This is a genomic window from Chryseobacterium sp. Bi04 (assembly GCF_918698085.1).
In the GTDB taxonomy this organism is placed as follows: domain Bacteria; phylum Bacteroidota; class Bacteroidia; order Flavobacteriales; family Weeksellaceae; genus Chryseobacterium.
On record NZ_CAKKLP010000001.1, the window covers coordinates 731,949 to 751,463 of the forward strand.

Below are 19,515 nucleotides of genomic sequence, written 5' to 3' on the forward strand. Positions count from 1 at the left end.
GTTTAAATATTACATAAATTTAAACAATTTTTCGTTTGGTTTTCTTACTTTTTTCATGTGTTGGAAGTAATCTTCTTCAGAACGGTAGCCTAAAGCGAGGGTAACGGTTACTTTTTCTGTTTCTGGATTTATGTTGAGAATTTCTTCTATGATGTCCTGTCGGAAACCTTCCATTGGACAAGAGTCAATATTTTCTATAGCCGCTGCATACATTAAGTTGGCCAGTACTATATAGGATTGTTTCTCTGCCCAGTTGAAAATTTCATCCTGTGTTTTCTGTACAATATGCTGGTTAATACTGTTTTTGAATGGCTCAAGCTTCTCGAGAGGAGTTTCTCTTACCTCAGAAATATGATTGAAATATCCCCGGATATAGCTCTCATCAATTGTTTTTTTTGAAATGATTACAATAAGGTGAGAACAGGTGGAGATTTGTGATGGATTATAGAAAGCCGGAATCAGTTTCTTTTTCATAGCTTCGCTTTCAACGACTAAAATTTTATAGGGTTGAAGTCCCAGTGAGCTGGCAGAAAGTTTTCCCGATTCAAGAATGTTATAAAGTGTTTCCTGAGGAATCACCTGATGATTAAATTTTTTTACAGAATATCTTCTGCTCAAAGCTTCCAAATAATTCATAAGGCAAATTTAAGAATTGAATATGAATAAAATGGGTTTAAAATGAAATATATCCTCTTAAATAATGCCAAAAATCACTCCCGATAGAGGAGTGATTTTTTTAATACGGGTCAGTTATTTTTAATCTCTGTTTTTTACCATGATCCAACCGGAGAATTGTATCGGTGTATTTTTCTGGTTGTTTTCATTCCATGTTACAGAATACCAGTAGTTTCCTGTAGGAACTTTTTTGCTCCCATGGATGGTTCCATTCCATTTATATCCGTTAGATTGATCGGCCTGGAATATTTTATAACCATACCGGTCAAATACTGATATTTCGAGATTTCGTTTGCCTGATAATGCAGAATAGTCTACGAAATCATTGACGCCATCATCATTAGGGGTAATTACATTAATGAGATTAGGAACAGTAATGGTGATTTCAATAGGTGTACAGTTATAGCTGTCTTTTACATAAACTTTAGCCTCACCTCTGGCAATATTGGTAAATACGTTGGAATCCTGCCAGTTAATATTATCCATAGAATATTGGTAGGGAGGCGTTCCTCCGTTAACGTATACTGTGACAGTTCTTCCTGATACATCAATACTCGTTACTACCGGGTTTTCGGAAGCGTATACTTTTACAGTTTGTGTGACAATACAGTCTCCGGTCTTTAATTTTACCCAGTACGTACCTACTCCTACATTATTGATAGCCTGCGTAGTGGCGCCAGTGCTCCATTCATAACTTTTAAACCCGGGCCCTGCATCTAAAGTCGTTTTGGTTTCTATACAGATAATCTTGTCTTCTAAAATAGTAGAAAAGGTTGGTGGTATAACAGTTATGTTAATTTTAGCTATTGCATAACATCCGTTTGAGTTCGAAACTTTTACATACACAACACCGGTAGGGGCTATGTAAGTAGATGCATTGGTGATCTCATTGGTTTCATTGATAGCATCAGTTAACGAAGGATAATATTTTTTTGTTGTTCCATTTTGAGTGGTCACTACAGCTCCGGTAAGGTTAAATGAAGCCATTGACGGATTGCTTTCTATAAAGCAGGACCTTATATCAGTATCATTAACAACAACTACCGGGTGAATGTTCAATGTGATCTTGGAAGAGCTTACACATCCCTGGGGAGTCGTCACTTTTACATAGATAGTTGCTGCTGCAGAAGCATAAGCTGTAGGGTTGGTTATTTGATTGGTTCCGGCGTTCATATCAAACAGGGTAGGGTAAAACTCTTTAATGACTCCGGGGATAGAAGTTACCGTTGCTGAAGTAAGGTCAAAGGTAGCCGTACCTGCATTGTTGTTATTACATTCTGTAAGACTGGCATTATCTGCGGCAAATGGTGTCGGATTAAGCTGTATAATTCCATCTCCGTTGTCACAGAGAGTGGAAGTAGGGTCTTTAACGATTACCTTAATGGTTGTATTTCCTGAATACTGAAAGCTGGCAGGATTGGCAATAGGTGTTGGACTTCCTAAAACATAATACGTAAAAATATAATTTCCGGGATTATTGACAAATTGAGAATTATAAGAAGTAAGGTCCACAACGCCATTTCCTGTTGCCGGGTTGGTGCAGACAAAAGGGGTGATCGTGTTGCTTAATATAGGCACTTTGTCTACGAATACCTTTGCGTTTTTAATAGAATGTCTGGCGCTGGCTCCTCCTGTTGCCGCGGAAAATCCAAAATAGCCCTGCGACATTCCTGCTGCTGCACCGGAAGGAGCAAAAGACTGGTCAACAATAAGAACTCCATCTATTTTTATTTTGATGATCCAGTTGGTAGGGTTAGTAAGATCTGTTTCTCCATTCACTTCAACGTGTTTATAGGTGTCACCCACGAAAGGTTGGGTAGCGTTAAGGTCAGGTGAATGAAAGGTGCTTCCGGCAGTATTGTTAAATTCTATATTGTTGCCTGCTGTATTGTTGGTTCCATATAAGAGGTGCACTTTGCTCATCTGACCCTCGGTAGTATTGTTGAAAATGTCAAATCCTACCATCAGTCCTGATGCATTGGCTGGAATCCCTAATCCTGCTCCTGATACAAAACCTGTGGGTGGGTTAGCAAGATACCAGAATGTGAATCCGTCACCTCTTCCAAACTGTGTTGTTCCGTTTCCGTCAATTCTGAAATCAAATTCTACTTTCCACTTGTCACAGTAGCTTAGCGTAATGGGATCTGCCAAGGTTATAGCGCCAAATCTACTTGTTTGGTCGGTTGTAAGCCTTATAAAATCCGTACTTACAGTAGCATCTGAAACCAGATTCCAGCCGGCTGTATTAACCGGATTTCCTGCAAGCTGATAGGTTTGGGAATATATTGTGCCGGGTAAGCAAAATATGAAAATAAATAAAAAAACAAGTATATCTTTTTTCATAATCTTTTGGTTGTAATTATTAGTGATTGTAAAGTGGAAGGGTGCTTTTTTCATGTAAAAAACTATCCCTTTAAAAAGGATAGTTTTTAAAATTTATTCTCTGTTTTTTACCAATACCCATCCTGAGTATTTGGTTTCAGTATTGTTTTTATTATTTTCATTCCAGGAAATAGTATACCAGTAAGTTCCTGTAAGAATTTTTTTCCCGGAAGCAGTACCATCCCATTTGAAGTTTCTTGTTTTGCTGGCTTCATAGAGTTTGTTTCCGTATCGGTCATAGACCATGAAAACTAAGTTTCTCTTATAAGCCAGTGCGGAATAATCAATAACATCATTGATGTTGTCTCCATTGGGAGTAATGGCGTTGATCAGATTCGGAACTGTGATCTGTACTTCAACAGGAGTACAGTTGTAGAAATCTTTCACAAAAACTTTAACTTCACCTCTTGGAAGACCGGTGAAAGTGTTGGAATCCTGCCATGTAGTACCATCCAGAGAATATTGATAAGGAGGTGTTCCTCCTGATACATTTACAGTAATACTGTTATTATTGATGTCAATCGTTGAAATGACAGGATTGGCAGAAGGAATTACTTTTACAATCTGTTTGGTAATACAGTTTCCTGTTTTCAGAAGTACCCAGTAAAGTCCTGCGGTCACATCTTTTATAGATTGGGTTGTTGCTCCGGTGCTCCATTGATATCCATCAAAGCCTGGCCCGGCGTCTAAGTCTGTTTTACTGTCTATACAGATTATTTTATCTTTTAGAACAGCAGAAGTAACAGGTGGCAGTACGATGAGGTTGATTTTAGTGATGGCAAAACACCCATTTGCATCCGTTACTTTTACGTAAACAGTAGTGTTTGGTGAGATATATTGAAGGATGTTTACAATCTCGTTGGTTCCGTCTAGTGCATTGTTTAAAGTAGTGTAATATTTCTTGCTTGCCGTTGTTAACGGAGTGACATCAGCTGATGTAAGGTCAAACTGGGCATTGGTGATATTATTTTCAATAAAACATGACCGGAGGCTTGCTTCTTTTACTTCTGTTTCAGGATAGAATGTCAGAGTTATTTTTGCTGTACCTACACATCCCTGTGGAGTTGTTACCTTTACAAATACGGTTCCGGGAGCCGATAAATAATTATCAGGATAAGCAATTTCATTGATATCGGCGTTCAGGTCATTTAATGTCTTATAATATTTTTTTACAGCACCCGGAACACCCGTTACATTAGCTGTAGTTAGATTAAAAACTGCAGTGCCGGCTTTATTATTGTTGCATGCCGTAAGTGTTTTATCTTCTGCTTTAAAAGGAGCCAGAACCAGTAAAATCCGGGCATCGGGATTATCGCACAATATTCCTGCATTATCCTTGATAACAACGGTAACAGTAGTGTTGGCATTGAATTCATAATTGGCGGGAGTGGCAATTGGAGTAGAGCTGCCAAGGGGATAATAGGTGAAAGTGTAGTTAGCGGGATTGCTGACGAACTGAGAATTGAATGTTGTTAAATTTACATTTCCATATCCTGTAGTTGGATTAGGACAAAAAGACTGAGTTGCCGTGTTCTGCAGAATAGGAACTTTATCCGTGTAGATTTTTACATTTTTAATGGAATGTCTTGATCTTGCCCCTCCTGTAGAAGCTGAAAATCCAAAATAGCCTACTGTCATTGCCGCGGCAGTACCCGAAGGAGCGAAAGACTGATTGCAGATTAAAGTGCCGTCAATGGTTATATTAACAATCCAGTTGGTAGGAGCGGCCGGATCTACTTGCGCACTTACTTCAACGTGCTTAAAGGCGGTGCCTTGAAAAGGGAGTGTGGTATTCATATCCGGTGAGTGAAAAGAACTTCCCGGAACATTAAAAAACTCTACGTTGTTGGTGTCGGTTGTATTGATAACCTGGCCGTACGCAACATGAACCTTACTCATGGTAGCGGTAGTTGTATTGTTATAGGTGTCAAACCCTGCAATAAAGCCAACTGCATTTTGGGAAACCCCAAGACCGGACCCCAGTACACTTGCAACCGGTGGATTGGCTAGATACCAAAAAGCAAGACCGTCTCCATTTGAAGTCTGATTAGAATCCATTCTGAAATCGAATTCTACCCTCCATTTGTCACAGTATTTTAAGTTTATGGGATCATTCAGCCGGATGGATCCGGATTGGTTGTTGGTATCCGGTGTGAGCTGAATAAAATCACCATTTACCTGGGTGGGAGAAACCATGGTCCATCCTGTGGTATTGACAGGATTTCCGGTAAGCTGATAGGTTTGGGCGAAAGATTTTCCCGGTAAACTGACTAATAGGAGGATAAGGAAAAAAAATAAATTTTTATTCATTTAAATGGGAATTTTAATTAATAAGTAAAGATATTAAATCCCAGCTGAATAATGTGTATTTAATGTTAATTTTGTTAAAATTTGTAGTTTTTATTCAAAATATGATGTAAATTTATAAGTAATAATGAATGTTTTTAGTAGGTTGTTGAACTTATGTTGATTGAATCAAAATAGAGAATTGTTTTCCAGGCCCTCAAAATAGGTGTCAATTTCCAGATTTTGGGAAGCTGCAGCCGCAACGGCCAGCTTATCGCAAAGTTCATTTTCAAAATGTCCCGCATGTCCTTTTATCCAATGCATTTTGGGTTGATGCTTGTTATAAAGATCAATGAATTTTTTCCAAAGATCAGGGTTTTTTACATTTTTCCATCCTCTTTTTATCCATCCTGAAATCCAGTTTTGATTGATAGCATCCGCTACATATTTACTGTCGGTATAAACATGGATGTCGTTTTCTGCAGACTTTAACTTTTCCAGCGCTGTAATCACTGCCATAAGTTCCATTCTGTTGTTGGTCGTCTTTCGGAAGCCCATGGAAAACGTTTTCTGATAATTTTTTTCAGGAACACGCATAAGAATGCCATATCCTCCTTTACCGGGATTTCCACTGCAGGCTCCGTCCGTATAAATTTCGATTTTCAAATTGATCTTTTTAAATTGATTTGCTTTCTAAAGCTAAGCTCTGGTTTTAAAACGGAAAATCATCATCGTCATCAAAATCATTCATTGACGATCCTGAAAGTTTTGAACTATCCGGCAAATCAAATGCTGCGCCAGGCTGGATGGTTGTTTTAATTTTGTCGAAGCCACTTGGGTCAGGAGAACCAAAATTGGAAGGATATCCTCCGCCGGCACCATCAAATGCTGCTTCAATATCACCAAATTTCGCAAAATGCTTCAGGAAAGATAATCGGACATCAGCCGTAGCACCATTTCTGTGCTTGGCAATAATCAGCTCAGCCTGATTTTCTGTAGAAGTCTCCTGTCCTTCATCATCATTATCCCAAACCGTAATTTTATAATACTCAGGTCTGAAGATAAAAGATACAATATCCGCATCCTGCTCAATAGCTCCGGATTCCCTCAGGTCAGAAAGCTGAGGTCTTTTTCCCGGGCGGGCTTCCACACTTCTGGAAAGCTGAGAAAGTGCAATAACGGGAACATTTAATTCTTTTGCAATAGCCTTTAGTGAACGGGATATCATAGAGATTTCCTGTTCACGGTTTCCAACACCTTTCCCACTGCTTCCGGCTGTCATCAGCTGAAGGTAGTCGACCATGATCAGTCTTACTCCGTGCTGCATAACCAGTCTTCGGCACTTCGCACGGAAATCAAAGATTGAAAGTGATGGAGTTTCATCAATATATAGAGGTGCATTTTCCAATTCGGAAACATTAGAAAACAGCCTTTGCCATTCTTCATCATCAAGAGTTCCTTTTCTCAGTTTTTCAGATGAAATTTTAGTCTCGGAAGCAATCATCCTGGTGATAAGCTGTACCGAGGCCATCTCGAGAGAGAAAAGGGCCATTGGGATCTTGTGGCCTACTGCAATATTTCTTGCCATGGAAAGAAGGAATGCTGTTTTACCCATTGCGGGACGTGCAGCAATGATGATAAGATCGGAATTCTGCCATCCCCCGGTTTCTTTATCAATATCTCTAAAACCAGACGGAACTCCGGAAAGTCCTTCCTTATCTTTTAATGATTTAATGGTATCAATAGCTTGTTTTACTAATGAGTTGGCGGTGTCGAATCCTTTTTTTATCGTTCCGTTGGTGATCTCAAAAAATGATTGTTCCGCTTTGTCTAAAAGCTCAAAAACATCAGTGGATTCCTTGTATGAGGAATCAATCACATTAGCAGAAACATTAATCAGACTTCTTAAAATATATTTTTCAAGAATGACACGAACATGGTATTCAATATGAGCCGATGAACTCACACCCATCGTCAGATCTATAATATAATGGTCTCCTCCTGCCTGGCTAAGCTTATCCACTTTTTTTAAATCCTGGATAATCGTCATTAAGTCTACAGGATGGTTACCCTCATAGAGCTTTAAGATCGCGGAAAAGATGACCTGATGTCTCGGGTCATAAAAAACTTCGGGAGTAAGGAGATCAATGGAATGATCCAATCCTTTTTTGTCAATTAAAAAAGTTCCGATAACGAGTCTTTCGAAATCCACTGCATTGGGTGGCATTTTTCCATCCGCAATAGACAGCTCTTTTGCAAAGTTTCCGTGTGTTAAGGATGATAATGTTTCTTTCTGCGCCATGGTGCAAAGATAGCTTATTTAGAAAATAATTAAAAAATAGTATTCAACAAATTATGATCAGTTGTCAGGAATATACTGTAAACAGGCGGTTCATTATGTTGATAAAAAAAATCACCCCGGTCCGGGGTGATTTACATAAGGTTATGAATAAAATTTATTCTTTATTTTTCACCAATACCCATCCTGAATATTTGGTTTCGGTATTGTTTTTATCGTTTTCGTTCCATGAAATGGTGTACCAGTAGGTTCCGGTCGCTATTCTTTTGCCAAATGCGGTTCCATCCCAGGTAAAGTTTCTGATTTTGCTGGCTTCATGAAGCTTGTTTCCATATCGGTCATACACAATAAATACCAGATTTTTCTTGTATGCCAATGCTGAATAGTCAATAACATCATTAACGTTGTCTCCGTTGGGAGTAATCGCATTGATAAGGTTAGGAACCGTCACGGTAACCTGAACCGGAGTACAATTGAAAGAATCTTTTACATACACGGTGTTTTCCCCTCTTGGTAACCCTGTGAATGAATTGGATTCCTGCCAGTTTATTCCATCAATAGAAAACTGATAAGGAGGAACTCCGCCTGTAGCAGTAACTTTGATGGTGTTATTGCTTATTTCAATATTGGAAATCACCGGTTGTAGGCTGGGACGTACATGCACTTCCTGGGGAGTAATACATTCCCCAGTTTTCAATTTTACCCAATATGTTCCTATTCCTACATTATTGATGATTTGTGTGGTTTCTCCGGTACTCCATTCGTAACCGTCAAATCCAGGTCCTGCATCCAATGTAGTTGTTCCTTCAGCGCAGATCACTTTATCTTTCAGCACGGTAGATTTTACCGGTGGGAGAACTTTCAGTGTGATTTTGGCAATGGCAAAACATTGCTGTGCATTGTTCACTCTTGCATAGACGATCGTACTTGTTGAAAGATAAGCATCAGGAATAGCAATTGGATTAGACTGGCTTAAAGCGTCATTCATCGTTTTGTAATACTTCAAAACATTTCCTGCAGGCAGTGGATTCGGCATACCAATGTCTGCGTGGGTAAGATCAAATGTTGAGAACATGATGTTATCCGGGATATAACAGTTTTCCATCTGGGCATCTCTCAGTACTACTGTCGGGTGAAACTGTAATCTGATGGTAGCAGTAGCCATACACCCGAATACAGAAGTTACTTTTGCATATACTGTTGTTTCCGGAGAAATATAATTGGTAGGATTTGTAATTTCATTGGTTCCTGCATTCATATCATCAAGAGTGGGATAATATTTAATCACTGCTCCTGCGCCTCCAAATACATTGGCTGTGGTAAGATCATACTTTGCCGTACCTTCCCCATTGTTGTTGCATGAAAGTAAGGTGACATTATTAGCTGTAATGCTGGCATTTACAAATTTGAATTTTCCATTGATGAAACAGCCGTTCATTGGATTATCCGGATTGGATGGATCATGGTAAACAACTCTGTAATAGTAGGTAGTTGTGGCGTTTACAGTTGCTGTGGTAAGCGGATTTTGGCCGGTAAGAACATCATTGATCTTATCATGGTAAGTTACCTGGAAATTACTGCTGTTTCCGTTGATAATCCCTGCACTCAGAGAAAGGAAATTAAACTGAGTAGGAAGTCCACATACCATAACCGTACTTGGCTGTGCAGGATCTGCAGCAGGAATACCCGGAGTAACAAATGGGTTAGGTGTAAGATTAGGATCGTTGAATGCTGAGCTTAAGCTTGCGGTACCGGTCCATTTCATTGAAAATCCATCAGGTGATCTTCTGTGGTTGTTGATTACCAGATAATAGGTTTCTCCGGCTAATGCATTGATATAAGGGCTCCATTTATCAGCATTCATGCTGGATGTCTGGCCCGGAGGATTGACAGGAAATACTGCAGGTGGATTTAGAGTCAGGTCAAGCCCGGTATCTCCACCGGTCCCTGAATAATTACATCTTAAAGGCTGTATAAAAATATTGCCGGGAGTTTGCAGGGAAGCACATCCTCCATTCGTAGGCCCATACACTGCAAAATCATAATCGTCTGACTGCACGTTGGGTACAATGGTAAAGGCAAGTGTTCCTGAAGTAGATACGCTGAAAGTGTACCATACTGTAAAAGTTTCATTTACGGATAAACATCCTCCATGCTGATTGAGGGTTTCCAGTATACTTCCAGGGCCTGATGGGGTATAGGAAATATCGGAATCCCCACATATTGGAATGGCTGTGATGCAATCCGATTGCGAGTAAAATACCTGGGATATAAAGAAAATTAGAATAAGTAGTAATTTTTTCATTGTTGAAATGATTTTTTTAAAACAAAATTGAAGGGGGGGTAAAAAAACAAAATGGGAGCAGTTCTGTTGGCAGGTGCTCTTTGTTTTTTACGTCAAAAATAAAAGTAGTAAAAGTTTATTCATAAGCGGATATTTTGTGTAGCAAATATAGAAAATTATTAACGTTAAATTAAAGATTTTGAGATATATTTAAAGAAAGTGATGGTTTGATGTTTAAAAAAGCAATATCGTTTCGGAGCCAATATTTATGGAAATAAAAAAACAAACCCAGAATAGAATCTCTATCCTGAGTTTGAAATATGTCTGTGGGTAGATCACTAGGTAATCAGTGTATTATTCTCTGTTTTTTACCATAATCCATCCTGTGAATTTGAAAGGCGTATTCTTTTTATCATTTTCACTCCATGTTACAGAATACCAGTAGGTTCCTGTAGGTATTTTTTTACCGGCAATAGTTCCGTCCCATTTGTATCCGTTAGATTTGTCTCCCTGATGGATTTTTGTTCCATATCTGTCGAAGATGTTCAGTATAAGATTTTGTTTATCTGCCATTGCAGAATAATCTACCACGTCATTTACCCCATCACCGTTTGGAGTAATAACGTTGATGAGATTAGGAACAACCACGGAAATTTCAATCGGATCACAGTCATAAGAATCTTTTACATATACTTTATGATTCCCTCTTGATATATTGGTGAATGTATTGGATTCCTGCCAGTTGATGTTGTCCATAGAATACCGGTAAGCAGGAGTTCCTCCTATAACATTGATGCTTATAGTACTGTTGGAGATATCTATACTTGATACTACAGGCTGCTCTGAAGGATATACTTTTACTGTTTGTAAAGTAATACAGTCTCCGGTTTTCAGTTTTACCCAGTAAGTACCTACCCCTACATTGGAGATGGATTGGGTGGTGGCTCCGGTGCTCCATTCATAGCTTTTGAATCCAGGTCCTGCATCTAAAGTTGTTGTATCTTCCATACAGATGATCTTATCTGCCAAAATATCAGACTTTACCGGAGGAAGTACCGTTAAAGTTACTTTGGCAATAGAATAGCAGCCTCTGCTATCAGATACTCTTACATAGATCACCCCATTTGGAGCGATATAGTCTGTGAAGTTTAATATTTCATTAGTTTGGTCTATAGCATCAGTCAGTGATGGGTAATACTTTTTTATAGCACCCGGCTGATTGGTTACTAATGCATTATTAAGGTTGAACGAGCCTGTAGAAGGATTAGTTTCAATAAAACAGGTTCTGAGCTCTGCATCATTTACAACCACTACCGCATAAAGATTAAGATTGATTTGTGCTACATCGGAACATCCCTGCGGAGTAGTTACCGATACAAATACTACATTCGTTGAAGACAAATAAGCGTAAGGGTTCGTAATTTCGTTAGTTCCTGCATTGAGGTCAGCCATGGTAGGATAATATTTTTTTATCGCTGTACCTGCCGGATCATCAAATACATTGGCTGTTGTGAGGTCAAAAGTGGCAGTACCTGCACCATTATTGTTACACATGGTTAGTGTGGCGTCGGTAGCGGTAATATTTCCCTGCTTGAATTTAAACTTACCAATTTGCCTGCATGAATTTATCGGATTATTCGGATCGGTAGGATCTTCATAATGAATACTGTAATAATAGACGGTTGTTGTATTGACAGTCTGAGGTGTTAAAATGGGATTGTTTCCTGCTAGAGCATCATTTTGGCTGGTGTGGTAAGTAACGAAAAAGTTAGCATTACCATTAACAATTCCAGCTGTTAAACTGCTAAAATCAAAAACAGCAGGATCAGTACAAATAACTACTTCATTTGGATCAGCCGGATTGGCATTAGGAGCTCCAGGTGTAATGAATGGGTTGGGAGTAAGTGCCGGATCGTTGAATGGAGAAGCTAAAGATGCTGTACCTCCCCAAGTTAAAGAGAACCCTGTGATGTTAAAGCTATAGTTATTTACGAGTAGATAGTAAGTTTCTCCCGGTAAAACATCCATATATTTTGCCCAGCCATCAGCATTGGAACCTGGCTGTCCAAAATAATCATAAGGATCAGTTGAGGTCATATTCAGACCTGTAGCTCCAGTTCCACCTGGTGTTGAACATCTGATTGTATTTCCTTTGTTGGCACATGTTATATTAGGTCCCCATACATACCAGTCGTAGTCAGATCCAGTAGCCGGTGTGATTGCAAAAGTTAAAGTTCCTGCAGTGGCTACGGTAAACTTATACCATACAGAATATCTTTCTTGATAAGTACCGCAGTTTGATTCAGGTAATTCCTGGATTCCCGGTCCATCAGGAATGTAGGATATATCAGAGTTTCCACAAACAGAAAGCGCTGTGATACAATCCTGTTGTGCTGAGACGGCCTGAGTAATAAATAATATTAGAATCAGTAGATATTTTTTCATTTTGATCAGTTTAAAATTTTCAATCCTTATCTATTGTTTAGGTTTAAATTAGCTGTTTTCCCCAACCGGTATTTGCCGGAAGTGGTCAATTGTTCATCTGAGTGCTTGGAGGGAAGTGCGTGCTGAGGTCTGTTTATTTCTATGTTGCCCTGCTTGAATTCAGGAGATATGGTATATTTTCTAACCTTAGGATTGAAACTAAAGACCCGTCATATTTGCTGATTAAATGTGTTGATTTATCAACTTGTAAACCAGTGATTTGAATGGTTTTGTCTGAGGTGGCATAGCCCCGTGCTCCAAAACTTGCTATGAAAAAGCATAAAATTAGTAAAGGTTTATTCATAAGGGGATGTTTTATCAGCAAATATAAAAAATAAATAACGTTAAATTAAAGATTTTGAGATATTTTTAATGAAAACGGGATTTAATGTGTAATATTATATTTATTATTTTTAGACCAACGAAAACGTGTATGAATGTATTTTTAACCTGATAAAGCTGAGATCAGCAGCATCTGTTTTTACACCTTATTATAGTAGAGGTACAAAAGGATTAGCTATTATTAATAATAAAACTACTGTAAACAGGAGGTTCATTATGTTGATAAAAAAAATCACCCCGGTCCGGGGTGATTTACATAAGGTTATGAATAAAATTTATTCTTTATTTTTTACCAATACCCATCCTGAATATTTGGTTTCGGTATTGTTTTTATCGTTTTCGTTCCATGAAATGGTGTACCAGTAGGTTCCTGTCGCGATTCTTTTGCCAAAGGCTGTTCCATCCCAGGTGAAATTTCTGATTTTGCTGGCTTCATGAAGCTTGTTTCCATATCGGTCATACACAATAAATACCAGGTTTTTCTTGTATGCTAAAGCTGAATAATCAATAACATCATTGACGTTGTCTCCGTTGGGAGTAATCGCATTGATAAGGTTAGGAACCGTAACGGTAACCTGAACCGGAGTACAATTGAAAGAGTCTTTTACATACACCGTGTTTTCCCCTCTTGGAAGCCCTGTGAATGAATTGGATTCCTGCCAGTTTATTCCATCAATAGAAAACTGGTAAGGAGGAACTCCGCCTGTAGCAGTAACTTTGATGGTGTTATTGCTTATTTCAATATTGGAAACCACCGGTTGTTGGCTAGGACGTACATGCACTTCCTGAGGAGTAATACATTCCCCTGTTTTCAATTTTACCCAGTATGTTCCTATTCCTACATTGTTGATGATTTGTGTGGTTTCTCCGGTACTCCATTCGTAACCGTCAAATCCAGGTCCTGCATCCAATGTAGTTGTTCCTTCAGCACAGATCACTTTGTCTTTTAGCACGGTAGATTTTACCGGTGGGAGAACTTTTAATGTGATTTTTGTAATGGCAAAACATTGCTGTGCATTGTTTACTCTTGCATAGACGATCGTACTTGTTGAAAGGTAAGCATCAGGAATGGCAATTGGATTAGACTGGCTTAGCGCGTCATTCATTGTTTTGTAATACTTTAAGACATTTCCTGTAGGCAATGGATTGGGCATGCCAATGTCTGCATGAGTAAGATCAAATGTTGAGAACATGATGTTATCCGGGATATAACAGTTTTCCATCTGGGCATCTCTCAATACTACTGTCGGATGAAACTGTAACCTGATGGTAGCCGTAGCAATACATCCGAATGCGGAAGTTACTTTTGCATACACCGTTGTTTCCGGAGAAATATAATTGGTAGGATTTGTAATTTCATTGGTTCCTGCATTCATATCATCAAGAGTGGGATAATATTTAATCACCGCTCCTGCACCTCCAAATACATTGGCGGTGGTAAGATCATACTTTGCAGTGCCTTCCCCATTGTTGTTACATGAAAGTAAGGTAACATTATTAGCTATAATGCTGGCATTTACAAATTTGAATTTTCCATTGATAAAACATCCATTCATTGGATTATCCGGATTGGCTGGGTCACGGTAAACAATTCTGTAATAATAGGTAGTTGTGGCGTTTACAGTTGCTGTGGTAAGCGGATTTTGGCCGGTAAGAACATCATTGATCTTATCATGGTAAGTTACCTGGAAGTTGCTGTTGTTTCCGTTGATAATCCCTGCACTCAGAGAAAGGAAATTAAACTGAGTAGGAAGTCCACATACCATAACCGTACTTGGCTGTGTAGGGTCTGCGGCAGGAATACCCGGAGTAACAAATGGGTTAGGTGTAAGATTAGGATTGTTGAATGCTGAGGTTAAGCTCGCTGTTCCGGTCCATTTCAAAGAGAAGCCATTGGTAGACCTGCTGTAATTATCAATAACCAGATAATAGGTTTCTCCGGCTAATGCATTGATATAAGGGCTCCATTTACCATTATTCATACTATTTGTCTGACCTGGAGGATTGACAGGGAATACAGCAGGTGGATTTAAAGTCAGGTCAAGTCCGGTATCTCCGCTGGTTCCTGAATAATTACATCTTAAAGGCTGTATAAAAATATTGTTGGGTCCTTGCAAAGAGGCACATCCTCCATTCGTAGGCCCATACACTGCAAAATCATAATCGTCTGACTGCACGTTGGGTACAATGGTAAAGGCAAGGGTTCCTGAAGTGGATACACTGAAAGTATACCATACTGTAAACCTTTCATTACTGCTTAAGCAGCCTCCGTTCTGATTAAGGATTTCCAGTATACTTCCAGGGCCGGATGGAGTGTAGGAAATGTCAGAGTTCCCGCATATTGGAATGGCTGTGATGCAGTCTGATTGCGAGTAAAATGCCTGGGATATCCATAAAATTAAAAAAAATAATATCTTTTTCATTAACTGAGTTTTTTAATGGTGATTTCTAAGCCATCGTATATTTTAAAAACACATCTTTTTAGAGAATTATAGAGCGAATTAATCTCTGTTCTTTACCATGATCCATCCTGAGAATTTAATAGGAGTATTCTTTTTATCATTTTCATTCCATGTCATAGAATACCAGTAGGTTCCTGTAGGTATTTTTTTTCCGGAAACAGTTCCATCCCATTTATATCCGTTGGACTTATCTGCCTGATGGATTTTTGTTCCATACCTGTCGAAAATGTTTAAGATGAGATTTTGTTTATCTGCCAATGTTGAATAATCTATTCCGTCGTTTATTCCGTCCCCGTTTGGAGTGATAACATTAACCAGATTTGGAACAACTACTGAAATTTCGATAGGATCACAATCATAAGCATCTTTTACATATACTTTATGATTTCCTCTGGAAATGTTGGTGAATACATTGGAGTTCTGCCATATTATATTATCCATAGAGTATTGGTAATTAGGCGTTCCGCCTGTGACATTTATAGTTATTGCATTGTTGGAGATATCAATACTGGTCACTACAGGTTGTTCGGAAGCATAAATCTTTACTGTTTGCAGTGTTATACAGTCTCCGGTTTTCAGTTTTACCCAATAGGTTCCTACTCCTACATCTTTAATGGTTTGAGTAGTAGCTCCGGTGCTCCATTCATAGCCGCTGAATCCAGGTCCTGCATCCAATGTCGTTGTATCTTCCATGCAAATTATTTTATCGATCAGCACATCAGATTGTACAGGAGGAAGTACTGTTAAAGTTACTTTAGCAATAGAGTAGCATCCTTGGCTATTGATGACCCTTACGTAAATCAGACCGTTTGGTGCAATATAATTTGCCGGATTTAAGATTTCATTCGTTTCGTTTATTGCATCTGTCAAAGAAGGAAAGTATCTTTTCGTCGTATTCGCTTGTGTGGTTACCAATGCGTTGTTAAGATTAAATGAGGCTGTTGATGGATTGGCTTCAATATAGCAGGCTCTTAGAATAGCATCCGTTACGGTTACTGCCGGATGAAATTTTAAGGTAATTTCTACAGTGGCAATACATCCGGACGGATTGGTTGCTTTTACAAAGACAGATCCTTCAGCAGAGGAATAAGCGTTTGGATTGGTGATTTCATTGGTGCCATTGTTGAGGTCATATAGCGAAGGATAATATTTTAATACATGAGTGGGACCGGCTCCTATATTGGCTGTTGTCAGGTCATACAATGCTGTTCCTGAGTTATTATTACTACAGCTGGTAAGAGTGGTGGGCGTTAGGGTAAAATTGCCATCTCTAAACCTGAACCTCCCTGTAATGAAACATCCGTTGTTGAGGTTAGCAGGATTGGCAGGGTCACGATAAACAATTCTGTAGAAATAAATTGTTGTAGCATCTATAAGTCCTGTTGTAATAGGATTTCCTCCTGTAACAGCATCATTGGTGTTATTATGATAAGTTACTGTAAAATTGGTGCTGTTGCCGTTTATAATTCCCTGAGTAAAGGTCGTAAAATCAAAGGGAACAGAAAATCCACTGCATACTGTCACTTCATTGGGCTCTGGTGGGGTTGATAGAGTGCCTGGCGTGATGAACGGATTAGGAGCCAGCGCTGGATCATTAAATGCAGAATTCAGACTTGCAGTACCGGTCCAGTTCAACAAAAATCCGTTAGCTGATTCGTCGAAGTTGTCTACAATAAGATAATAGGTTTCACCGGCTGTTACGTCCATGTATGGACTCCATTCATTTTGGTTATTTGAGCCGGGAGGTATGGTTAATGATAAGCCGGTATTTCCTGTAGTGGTACCCGGCCAGTAATTACACCTCAATGGAGATACAAAAACAGCGTTGTTCTGTAAAGAGGAGCATCCGCCATTCGTGGGACCATAAACTGCAAAATCATAATCATCGTCGTCGTCATTGGGGTCGATAGTGAATGCCAGTGTTCCCGGGGTTGCTATGGTAAAAGTATACCACACAGAATAATGTTCCCTAGTTAAGCATGAATTCGGACCAACCTGTTCATTGATGGCGCCAGGTCCGGTAGGGGTATAGGAGATATCAGAGTTTCCGCAAATAGGTATTGCAGTTATGCAGTCCGACTGAGCGTGAAATAGATGTGATATAAATAAGATGATAAGGAGTAGTTTTTTTTTCATATAAAATAGTATTTGAGTTTTTATTTATCAGAAAAGGTCCTAAGACTGTTGTTTATAATCATTAGATATTGATATAGTTAGTAATATTTTTTGTTGAAATTTATATATCCCTACTTGTTCAGTTGTTGTTTGAAAAACATTTAAATATTTCAGGTTTTTAGGAGATTATTCTAATGGGCTTGTGTTAATTACAACAGCAGCAGGTACTTTATAAAGAATACATTTAATTATTATAATTTAACAAGGCTAAAATACTTATTTGTTATTTAATAATTAATATTTTAGCCAAATGTTTATAGTATTAGTAAAATAAATGTATTTATTTGCGTGTATTTATTATTTTGAAGAAAATTTTACTAATAAAAAAGCAAAAATCATTTACGGGGCAATAAAAAATCAGCTACGTTTTATAGCTGATGTTATTTTTTTATAGGTGAAGATGAGCTAGTACTGCATTTTTCTCAGCTTAGGATTAGTGCTTCCTACAAGCAGGGCTATCAAAACAGTCATGGTTCCCCCAAATATTACAGAACGTACAACTCCTAAAGCTTTAGCCATTACGCCGCTTTCAAATTGTCCCATTTCATTACTGGACATAATGAATATTGAATTGACACTTAAAACACGGCCCCGAATATGATCCGGGGTTTTTAGCTGAACAATGGTTCCCCTGATTACTACAGAAATTCCATCCAGCATTCCGCTCATCACCAGGAACATAAATGATACCCAGTAGAGTTTAGATAATCCGAATCCAATGATACAGAGCCCAAATCCTGTAACGGCCACCAGAAGAATTTTCCCCTGGTTTTTTCGTAAAGGAACAAGAGCCAGAATAGTAATGATGCACATTGATCCTATATCCGAGGCAGCATTCAGCAAACCGAAGCCTTCCGCTCCCGAATCCAGAATGTCAGTAGCAAATACAGGAATCATAGCCACTGCACCACCAAAAAGTACCGCAAACATATCAAGACATAAGGCTCCTAAAATTTCTTTGGTTTTAAAGATATAAGAAATCCCCTCACGCATACTTTCCACAATATTTACTGAGTCCTTTTTATTTTCCGAATATTGCTTGTTCAGCTGCCAGAAAAATAAAGAAGCAATAAAAATTAAAGATAATATAACCACTAATGTCCACTTTACTCCCACATATCCGATGAGAACACCTCCTATGGCATGGCCGCATACCGAAGAGATCAGAAATGTTGCCTGATTCAGGGTAACGGCATTCGGCAGGTTTTCTTTTTTTACTATTCTGGGGATCATAGAAGGAACGATAGGGCCGATAAAAGCCCTTGCTATTCCTGTGAAGAATATAACACCATAAATAAAATAAGTGATCTGATGGCCTGTAAAATGCATTTCTACATTAAGAAATGCAGGAATAAGTAAAAGACCTATCAGGAAAATATAAGAATAATTACAGATCAGAAGCAGGCGCTTCTTTTCATTCATGTCGATAACATGACCGGCATATAAAGCACAGCTCACCGCAGGGATAACCTCCGAGAGCCCGATAAGGCCTATTGAAAATGGATCTTTAGTCAGCTGGTATACCCACCATCCCAATAAGGTGGCAAGCATTCTGAATGCTAAAACAATAAAAAACCTTCCTGTAAGAAGATTTCTGAATTCGATATTTTGTAGGGTTTGTAACGGGGTAAAGGAAATCATGAACAAAAATAGCCCTAAAAATTTATTTAAGGCTATTCATATGTTGATTTTTAAAAGATAAATTAAATATATCCTGAAAGATAAAATCTATTTTAGTCAGCTCTGCTTGCGCTCAGTACTATGGCAGCAACTCCGGCTGCTCCTATAATGGTTGCTCCGGCAGCTATTCTTGCTTTGGATCTGTCCTTTACAGCAGCTACCTTAGCTTTAGGAATAATTACTTCTGTACTGTCTTTTTTGCCGGCTGTTCCTACCAGATTTTCACCCACTACATTTCTGAACAGGATTTTTTGTTTTGGAGAGCCATCCCTCATTTGAACAACATACATTTTTCCTGCCTGAAGATTTGAATAGTTATTTTTGGAGATATCTTCGCTGTATTTTGTGGTAGCACAAGATGAAATGACAAATAAGGAGGTTAATAAAGACGATTTTAACAGTACAGATGCTTTCATTATTTTCTTTTAGTTTTTCAAATTTATAAT

11 protein-coding genes are annotated in these 19,515 nt (G+C 38.6%); all 11 read right to left on the bottom strand.

The genetic code is table 11. The features are described from left to right. Nucleotides 1-9 precede the first annotated feature (9 nt). The 11 genes from LQV47_RS03240 to LQV47_RS03290 all read right to left on the bottom strand — a co-directional run bounded on the left by LQV47_RS03240 (nucleotide 10) and on the right by LQV47_RS03290 (nucleotide 19,485). Complete coding sequence (locus LQV47_RS03240; RefSeq protein WP_230033814.1) at nucleotides 10-636, bottom strand: NAD(P)H-dependent oxidoreductase; 627 nt, start codon at nucleotides 634-636, stop codon at nucleotides 10-12. A gap of 120 nt (nucleotides 637-756) precedes the next feature. Continuing rightward, on the bottom strand, nucleotides 757-3,018 hold the full coding sequence (locus tag LQV47_RS03245; protein ID WP_230033819.1) for a T9SS type B sorting domain-containing protein: 2,262 nt from the start codon (nucleotides 3,016-3,018) through the stop codon (nucleotides 757-759). Between the two features lie 93 nt (nucleotides 3,019-3,111). After that, nucleotides 3,112-5,367, bottom strand: a complete 2,256-nt coding sequence (locus LQV47_RS03250) for a T9SS type B sorting domain-containing protein (RefSeq protein WP_230033829.1) — start codon at nucleotides 5,365-5,367, stop codon at nucleotides 3,112-3,114. 165 nt (nucleotides 5,368-5,532) lie between these two features. Further along, the gene (gene rnhA / locus LQV47_RS03255) at nucleotides 5,533-6,009 is read right to left on the bottom strand and encodes a ribonuclease HI (RefSeq protein WP_230033831.1); all 477 of its coding nucleotides are present in this window, start codon (nucleotides 6,007-6,009) and stop codon (nucleotides 5,533-5,535) included. Nucleotides 6,010-6,055: 46 nt separating this feature from the next. Next, nucleotides 6,056-7,645, bottom strand: coding sequence for a replicative DNA helicase (dnaB, locus tag LQV47_RS03260; RefSeq protein ID WP_084086489.1), 1,590 nt, complete (start codon nucleotides 7,643-7,645; stop codon nucleotides 6,056-6,058). Nucleotides 7,646-7,799: 154 nt separating this feature from the next. Further along, nucleotides 7,800-9,947 (bottom strand): T9SS type B sorting domain-containing protein, encoded by a 2,148-nt coding sequence (locus tag LQV47_RS03265; RefSeq protein WP_230033833.1) that lies wholly within the window; start codon nucleotides 9,945-9,947, stop codon nucleotides 7,800-7,802. A gap of 333 nt (nucleotides 9,948-10,280) precedes the next feature. After that, nucleotides 10,281-12,371 (bottom strand): T9SS type B sorting domain-containing protein, encoded by a 2,091-nt coding sequence (locus tag LQV47_RS03270; protein ID WP_230033835.1) that lies wholly within the window; start codon nucleotides 12,369-12,371, stop codon nucleotides 10,281-10,283. A 656-nt stretch (nucleotides 12,372-13,027) separates the two neighbouring features. After that, nucleotides 13,028-15,175, bottom strand: coding sequence for a T9SS type B sorting domain-containing protein (locus LQV47_RS03275; RefSeq protein ID WP_230033837.1), 2,148 nt, complete (start codon nucleotides 15,173-15,175; stop codon nucleotides 13,028-13,030). Nucleotides 15,176-15,253: 78 nt separating this feature from the next. After that, on the bottom strand, nucleotides 15,254-17,350 hold the full coding sequence (locus LQV47_RS03280; protein ID WP_230033839.1) for a T9SS type B sorting domain-containing protein: 2,097 nt from the start codon (nucleotides 17,348-17,350) through the stop codon (nucleotides 15,254-15,256). A gap of 444 nt (nucleotides 17,351-17,794) precedes the next feature. Next, complete coding sequence (locus LQV47_RS03285) at nucleotides 17,795-19,030, bottom strand: MFS transporter (RefSeq protein WP_230033841.1); 1,236 nt, start codon at nucleotides 19,028-19,030, stop codon at nucleotides 17,795-17,797. A 92-nt stretch (nucleotides 19,031-19,122) separates the two neighbouring features. After that, a complete protein-coding gene (locus LQV47_RS03290; RefSeq protein WP_230033843.1) occupies nucleotides 19,123-19,485 on the bottom strand; it encodes a hypothetical protein in 363 nt (120 codons plus the stop codon). Nucleotides 19,486-19,515: the final 30 nt, after the last annotated feature.

What these genes read in the sequence shown, in the direction of transcription:
- LQV47_RS03290 (WP_230033843.1), bottom strand. Translation starts at nt 19,485, where the DNA reads ATGAAAGCATCTGTACTGTTAAAATCGTCTTTATTAACCTCCTTATTT.
- LQV47_RS03265 (WP_230033833.1), bottom strand. Translation starts at nt 9,947, where the DNA reads ATGAAAAAATTACTACTTATTCTAATTTTCTTTATATCCCAGGTATTT.
- LQV47_RS03280 (WP_230033839.1), bottom strand. Translation starts at nt 17,350, where the DNA reads ATGAAAAAAAAACTACTCCTTATCATCTTATTTATATCACATCTATTT.
- LQV47_RS03270 (WP_230033835.1), bottom strand. Translation starts at nt 12,371, where the DNA reads ATGAAAAAATATCTACTGATTCTAATATTATTTATTACTCAGGCCGTC.
- LQV47_RS03245 (WP_230033819.1), bottom strand. Translation starts at nt 3,018, where the DNA reads ATGAAAAAAGATATACTTGTTTTTTTATTTATTTTCATATTTTGCTTA.
- LQV47_RS03285 (WP_230033841.1), bottom strand. Translation starts at nt 19,030, where the DNA reads ATGATTTCCTTTACCCCGTTACAAACCCTACAAAATATCGAATTCAGA.
- dnaB (WP_084086489.1), bottom strand. Translation starts at nt 7,645, where the DNA reads ATGGCGCAGAAAGAAACATTATCATCCTTAACACACGGAAACTTTGCA.
- LQV47_RS03240 (WP_230033814.1), bottom strand. Translation starts at nt 636, where the DNA reads ATGAATTATTTGGAAGCTTTGAGCAGAAGATATTCTGTAAAAAAATTT.
- LQV47_RS03250 (WP_230033829.1), bottom strand. Translation starts at nt 5,367, where the DNA reads ATGAATAAAAATTTATTTTTTTTCCTTATCCTCCTATTAGTCAGTTTA.
- LQV47_RS03275 (WP_230033837.1), bottom strand. Translation starts at nt 15,175, where the DNA reads ATGAAAAAGATATTATTTTTTTTAATTTTATGGATATCCCAGGCATTT.